At 41.1% G+C, this 6452-nt stretch carries 9 protein-coding genes and 1 pseudogene; 7 read left to right on the top strand and 3 right to left on the bottom strand.

Annotated features, from left to right (window positions below; genetic code table 11):
- Nucleotides 1-79 precede the first annotated feature (79 nt).
- The 3 genes from GXP65_RS24485 (at nucleotide 80) to GXP65_RS24475 (ending at nucleotide 1333) form a co-directional block, all read left to right on the top strand.
- Nucleotides 80-589, top strand: coding sequence for a hypothetical protein (locus GXP65_RS24485; RefSeq protein WP_162093934.1), 510 nt, complete (start codon nucleotides 80-82; stop codon nucleotides 587-589).
- On the top strand, nucleotides 586-708 hold the full coding sequence (locus tag GXP65_RS25455; protein WP_275898102.1) for a hypothetical protein: 123 nt from the start codon (nucleotides 586-588) through the stop codon (nucleotides 706-708). Before GXP65_RS24485 ends, GXP65_RS25455 begins: the two co-directional genes overlap by 4 nt.
- Nucleotides 709-871: 163 nt before the next feature.
- Nucleotides 872-1333, top strand: coding sequence for a GNAT family N-acetyltransferase (locus GXP65_RS24475; RefSeq protein ID WP_162093932.1), 462 nt, complete (start codon nucleotides 872-874; stop codon nucleotides 1331-1333).
- A 264-nt stretch (nucleotides 1334-1597) separates the two neighbouring features.
- Here the strand turns inward: GXP65_RS24475 and GXP65_RS25520 are convergent, their stop codons facing one another.
- The 3 genes and pseudogenes from GXP65_RS25520 to GXP65_RS25515 form a co-directional block, all read right to left on the bottom strand.
- Entirely contained in the window at nucleotides 1598-1864 is a 267-nt protein-coding gene (locus GXP65_RS25520) for a hypothetical protein (protein ID WP_079751540.1), read from the bottom strand.
- Nucleotides 1865-2181: 317 nt separating this feature from the next.
- Nucleotides 2182-2484 carry a hypothetical protein gene (locus GXP65_RS24460; RefSeq protein WP_162093931.1) on the bottom strand — a complete coding sequence of 101 codons (303 nt, stop codon included), beginning with the start codon at nucleotides 2482-2484 and terminating at the stop codon, nucleotides 2182-2184.
- 915 nt (nucleotides 2485-3399) lie between these two features.
- A pseudogene (locus GXP65_RS25515) lies at nucleotides 3400-3724 on the bottom strand (hypothetical protein).
- Between the two features lie 248 nt (nucleotides 3725-3972).
- On the opposite strand from GXP65_RS25515, the gene GXP65_RS24445 reads away from it, so the two are divergent.
- The 4 genes from GXP65_RS24445 to GXP65_RS24430 form a co-directional block, all read left to right on the top strand.
- Entirely contained in the window at nucleotides 3973-4365 is a 393-nt protein-coding gene (locus tag GXP65_RS24445; RefSeq protein ID WP_162093930.1) for a hypothetical protein, read from the top strand.
- A gap of 201 nt (nucleotides 4366-4566) precedes the next feature.
- Nucleotides 4567-4905: a DUF6404 family protein gene (locus tag GXP65_RS25345; RefSeq protein WP_240335025.1), complete on the top strand. Its 339-nt coding sequence runs from the start codon at nucleotides 4567-4569 to the stop codon at nucleotides 4903-4905.
- Between the two features lie 230 nt (nucleotides 4906-5135).
- Nucleotides 5136-5969, top strand: coding sequence for a hypothetical protein (locus GXP65_RS24435; RefSeq protein WP_162093929.1), 834 nt, complete (start codon nucleotides 5136-5138; stop codon nucleotides 5967-5969).
- A gap of 227 nt (nucleotides 5970-6196) precedes the next feature.
- Nucleotides 6197-6452: hypothetical protein (locus GXP65_RS24430; RefSeq protein WP_162093928.1), on the top strand; the 256-nt coding region annotated here is incomplete at its 3' end.

The raw sequence follows: 6452 nt of genomic DNA, 5'->3' as shown, positions 1-6452 counted from the left end.
GGTATTATGCGGAGGCTAAGGTATTGCGTTGCTCACACCTTAGCAAGGCGTTATAAGCAACGGGAAAAATCGAGTTAGAATGAATAAAGTTGAAATAGCATACAATTACGCAAAAGCTAGTCTCGATAATGAATTCAAAACATTTGACTCATTAGATAACAAAGCGAACAAGTTTTTAGGGTTAGTTACATTGGGAATAGGCATTGTTGTCAGCTTATCTGGATGGGGTATAGACATTTTCCTGCCCCCATCTGACGCAGCCTCATGTTTGTCTGTTTTCATACTATTTCTTGTAGTTTTTTTCCTATCGAATGCTTGGTTTTGTTTGTTCAAATCGATAAAAATATCAAAAATTCCTACTATCAATCTCAACGAAGAAGTTATTGATACTTTGTTGAACCCAGCTACAGACGTCGCAAAGGAGGTTCTTAGTACTTTTGTGAAACTGAATGAAGCTCACCGAAGCGGAATGGCAAAAAAGGTTAAACTTTTGGAGTCGGGATATACATATATTATGCTTTCTGCGGTTAGCACATTGTTGCTTATATTTGTAATTGTCATAGCTAAATCTGAGGGGCTAATAAAATGAACCAAAAAACTCAAAATGATCAAAAGCAACCTGAAAGAGTAATTGTTCCCAATAAGGATCTTGGTATTGATTGGCATAAAAAAGGAACCAAGGACACGCCAAAAGACAATAAAAGATAGTTGCTTATAACAAACTGTTTAAGAGTGATTCGCAACGCGTGGCATTTTTACTATGCGTTGCGTTTAGTGTTTAAGGTGGTATGCGGCGGCTTTGGTATTGTGTTGCTCACACCTTAACAGGGCGTTATGTTTTTAATCAACTCCAAGGATTTAGGAGGGTAAAGTGATAAGTCTATTTGAAATGGAACCTGGTTGTTTTGACCTCTTTCGTGAAAACTTTATACGAGAATACGCTGGTTCTATCAGCTCCAATTATGGTTACTCTGAAAAGAAATCTTTTGAGTTCGCTTCCCTAGACTTCGAGATGAGACTACCCAATAAGCTTGATACTGACGGTAACTATGTCTATTCGATTAAATTGGGGGAGCTATCTATAGGTCATCTTTGGTACATAGAGAGTGTAGAAGACTCAACCGCTTTTATTTGTGACTTCTTCATAGAGCAAAAGTATCGCAACTTAGGTTATGGCGAATTAGTAATAAAAAACCTTGAATCCCGCCTCAAACAAAGTGGTATTACAAGGTTGAAGCTCCATGTTGCAAATGGCAATAATGGTGCTTTAAGGCTGTACACTCGTCTTGGGTATGGGATCACAGGGCATAATCTATTCAAAAAGTTTGATTAGCTCGATGAACACCAAAACATAACAAACAATTTAAGAGCGATTCGGCACGCGTGGCATTTTTACTATGCGGTGGTTTTAGTGATTAAGGTGGCATGCGGGAGCATCGGTATGGCGTGCCTCACACCTTAATTGGGCGTTAGTCGCCAGAAAAAGCTAGCAATCAAAATCATGTCTCTGAGCTTAAAATTTAGCAGTTGTTTGCTTGGTACACCGATTAATCGTCGATCATCAGAGCTTAGTTCTAACTGTTTTAAGTCCAAAGTTTTATACCTGTCCTAGCGGTTGCTTTGTTCTTTGGTGCTTACAGAGTAAGGCAATCGAGAGTCTGTTTTTGGTTGCAACTCCGCTCGGTGAGTTTGTCGTTACAAAAGCCGATTTACTCGCTGAAATGACGTTTTCTCTGGTGTTGTAAATTCCACGTGGTTTCAGTGACTTCGTTGAAAGTCCGCACTGTGAGATTAGCTTTCCAAAGCGCCTTTTTGGTGTTGTCAGTTCGTTTTCTGCGGCGTTGTTTGTTCCAAGTGGTTTCATTGAGTAGCCGCTTTGAAACTACGCCTGACTTAAGTGCATCAAAGCACATAAAGTTTGTTGTTCGCAAAGTTTAGTTTGGCTTAAAATTGTCGCTCGGTGCCTCGCGACTAACAAACTGCTCAAGAGGGATTCGCAACGCGTGGCATTTTTACTATGCGTTGAATTTAGTGATTAAGGTGGTTTGCGGCGGCTTTTGTATTGCGTTGCTCACCCCTTAGCAGGGCGTTAGTCGCCAGAAAAAGCTAGCAGTCAAAATCATTTTTCTGAGCTCAAAATTTGGCAGCTGTTTGTTTGGTACACAGATTCATCATCGATGGTCAAAACTCAGTTTCAACTGTTTCAAGTCCCAAGTTTTGTAACTGTCCTAGCGGTTGTTTTGTTCTTTGGTGCTGACAGAGCAGGGCAATCGAGAGTCTGTTTTTGGTTGCAAACCTGCTCGGTGAGTTTGTTGGTACAAAAGCCGATTTACTCGCTGAAATGACGTTTTCTCTGGTGTGGTAAGTTCCACGTGGTTTCAGTGACTTTGTTGAAAGTTCGCACTGTGAGATTGGCTTTCCAAAAGCGCTTTTTGGTGTTGTCCGTCCGTTTTCTGCGGCGCTGTTTTTTCTAAGTGGTTTCATTGAGTAGCCGCTTTGAGACTGGGCCTGACTTAAATGCATCAAAGCACATAAAATTTGTTGTTTGCAAAATTTAGTTCGGCTTAAAATTGTCGCTCGGTGCCTCGCGACTAACAAACTGCTCAAGAGGGATTCGCAACGCGTGGCATTTTTACTATGCGTTGATTTTAGTGATTAAGGTGGTATGCGGCGGCTTTGGTATTGCGTTGCTCACCCCTTAGCAGGGCGTTAGTCGCCAGAAAAAGCTAGCAGTCAAAATCATGTTTCTAAGCTCAAAACTTGGCTACTGGTTGTTTGATTCATAGTTCCATCTTCGACGGTCAAAGCTCAGTTTCATCGGTTCTAAGTCAATGCATTGCTATTTCCCAAGCGGTTGTTTCGTTCTTTGGTGGTGATAGGGTGGGGCAATCGAAAATCTGTTTTTGGTTGCAAATCTGCTCGGTGAGTTTGTTGGTTTAAAAGCTTATTTACTTGCTGAAAGGACGTTTTCTCTGGTGTTGTAAGTTCCACGTGGTTGCAGTGACTTTGTTGAAAGTCCGCACTGTGAGATTGGCTTTCCAAAAACGCTTTTTGGTGTTGTCAGTCCGTTTTCTACGGCGTTGTTTGTTCTAAGTGGTTTTATTGATTAGCCGCTTTGAGACTGCGCCTGACTTAAATGCATCAAAGCACATAAAGTTTGTTGTTCGCAAAGTTTAGTTCGGCTTAAAATTGTCGCTCGGTGCCTCGCGACTAACAAACTGCTCAAGAGGGATTCGCAACGCGTGGCATTTTTACTATGCGTTGAATTTAGTGATTAAGGTGGTGTGCGGCGGCATCGGTATTGCGTTGCTCACCCCTTAGCAGGGCGTTAGTCGCCAGAAAAAGCTAGCAATCAAAATCATGTTTCTAAGCTCAAAATTTGGCTGCTGATTGTTCGGCTCACAGGTTCATCGTCGTTGGTCCAAACTCATTTTCAGCTGTTTTAAGTCCAAAGTTTTGCAAGTGTCCTCACGGTTGTTTTGTTCTTTGGTGCTGACATAGCAGGGCAATCGAGAGTCTGTTTTCGGTTGCAACTCCGCTCGGTGAGTTTGTTGGGTACAAAAGCAGATTTACTCGCTGAAATGACGTTTTCTCTGGTGTTGTAAGTTTCACGTAGTTTCAGTGACTTTGTTGAAAGTCCGCACTTTGAGATTGGTTTTCCAAAAGCGCTTTTTGGTGTTGTAAGTCTGTTTTCTACGGCGCTGTTTGTTCCAAGTGGTTTCATTGAATAGCCGCTTTGAGACTACGCCTGACTTAAGTACATCAAAGCACATAAAGTTTGTTGTTCGCAAAGTTTAGTTCGGCTTAAAATTGTCGCTCGGTGCCTCGCGACTAACAAACTGCTCAAGAGGGATTCGCAACGCGTGGCATTTTTACTATGCGTTGGTTTAAGTGATTAAGGTGGTATGCGGCGGCTTCGGCATTGCGTTGCTCACCCCTTAGCAGGGCGTTAGTAGGTGACAGGAGGCTCTAGTGGAGCTCTATATAAATGGTAATGTCCCCCAAGTGGGTAAAGTTTGTGAGCAGTTTTTTCTTGAGCAAATCCAGTGTTCGCAAACTATCCATGATCAAGCGAATGTCGCGTATTTTCTTTTTGACTCCCAGTGGTTTCAGTTGTACTTCGATGGCATCACTATCTTTTGGTGCGTCTGCGTTGAGCCAACAGAGCCAATAAATAGTGATTTTTCGTCTTACAGCTCATTAGTTAATTTCAGCGAAATTAAAGGTATTTGTAGCCATGCCTTGACGCGTATTGAACAGTTTTTGGATAGCGATATCATTATTTTATCCCTTACTTTTGATAGTGGGGTGGTTCTAAAGTTTGAATATTTTAGTTTGGATGATTATACGAAAGTCACCTACTAACAAACTGTTCAAGAGGGATTCGCAACGCGTGGCATTTTCACTATGCGTTGATTTTAGTGTTTAAGGCGATATGCGGCGACTTTTGTATAGCGTTGCTCACCCCTTAACAGAGCGTTATGGTCACTTTTGGAAATCTTGAAGTGTTTCCAAGTTTAAGAAGCACTATTTGTGTATCCTTTACCTCAAAATAGGAGGTTGGGAATGAGCTATGAGAACAAGCTTGGGCGTGCCTTTAAAGAGTTGGAAGCCGCAAATATATGGAAATGTCACTACAATCCACCGTTACATAAGTGGCTAAGAAGGGCGGGGTTAAAACTACGGCCTCCATTTTACGTCTCTTTCGCTCGTAATCTTCTGATACGATTCTTTGAATTTTTCATATTTTGCTTTCCAATTCTCTCATTGCTCAGAGTCGAGTCGACAATTCCAAACTTGTTATATGAGTCCATAATCACCAGTGTATTTTACTCACTGGTAATGTGTTCTTACTATCGATGGACTTTTAGGCGGTGTGAGTTCACTTGCTGGGAAAAGCTTTAGAGAAACCGTGAACATAACAAACAATTTAAGAGGGATTCCCAACGCTTGGCATTTTTGCTTCTACTTCAAATTAAGTGTTTATGGCACAATGCTTTAAGTTGGGTGGTAGCGTTGCTCACCCCTTAATTGGGCGTTAGGGCGCTATCGAAATTTCTTAACTCACATCATTGTTTTACGTCCAAATTTCTTGTCAAATACATCTAAACTAATCGATCTAAACCGAGTATCTAATGGCTAGAAAGGCTCCCAAAATTGATGTTATTAAAAGGCTATGCATTCTTTCAAAGAATCAGTGTGCTTTTCCTGGTTGTGACCACACTATCTTAAATGAGAAAGGTGAATATATCGCACAGCTTTGCCATATTGAAGCGGCTGAGAAAGGCGGTGAGCGATACAACGAAAATCAGACTGACGAAGAACGTAGAGCAGAATCTAATTTGCTATTTTTATGTCATGCACATCATAAAGAGACAGACAATGTTGCCCAGTACACCGTCGATGTATTAAAAGAAATGAAGCGTCAACATGAGTCTCTACCAGAAGTAGTGTTTAACGCTGATCTATTATTACAAAAAGTACAGTTAGTCTTAGAAGAGCAAGAAACAATACGAGAAGTTTTAGAGGGGTATGCGAAAACTGGTGATTCTAATAATTACCTCATACATGGACCTGATTTTAAAGAGTCGTGGACGCCAGAAGATGGCAGGTTCTATGAATCTCTTGATTCAAAATTTAAATACATGATGAAAGATGGGTGGTTGCATGTAGACGTTACGCTAGATGATGGCGCAGTATTCTATTTTGAAGTTAATGAAAATGGTTCGGTTCGAAATTCAAGTACACCTTACCCAATTAATGAGTACCATGTTGAAATCCCAGAGTCGTCTATCTTACGTAAAGAGCGAATTGAGGTAGGCAATGGAAATTACGATATCAAGACTGAGCTTAAATGGTCAAAGGGGAGTGTGATTGAACATTTTCGTTACGATGGTGTATTTATGGGAGCAAATTGTAATACGCGCTGCTCAATTAACCATCAGAAAAGAGTGATCACAGTCTTGTAGTTCGCGCCCTAACAAACAATTTAAGAGTGATTCAGCACGCTTGGCATTTTGGGTTTGGATTGAGTTTTGTGTTTACGGTGGTCAAATTGAGTGTCGTGGTCGCGTGCTTCACACCTTAATTGGGCGTTAGCTTAATCGGCAAAATGACATCTGAGGTAATATGGAAGTATCATAGTGTTGTTTATTATTAAATAGAGTGCACTTCACCAATGAGGTATGAGAAAATTATGACATCCAAAACCAGTCAGTCATTGTCAACTCAAATGGAAGCTGTTGTCAAAGCAGCGTCTTTACAACACCTCAGTATTTCGGATGTAGTTGCCAAAGGAGCGTCTTTACAACACATTAACGTTACAGATATGGTTGCCAAAGCTGCATCTTTACAACACCTTAACGTCTCAGACATGGTTGCTCAAGCAGCGTCATTGCAACACCTTAACGTCTCAGATATGGTTGCTCAAGCGGCGTCATTGCAACACCTTA

Source organism: Vibrio sp. LB10LO1 (genome assembly GCF_010092875.1).
Classification (GTDB): domain Bacteria; phylum Pseudomonadota; class Gammaproteobacteria; order Enterobacterales; family Vibrionaceae; genus Vibrio; species Vibrio campbellii.
This window is presented reverse-complemented; position numbering and strand designations above follow the sequence as displayed.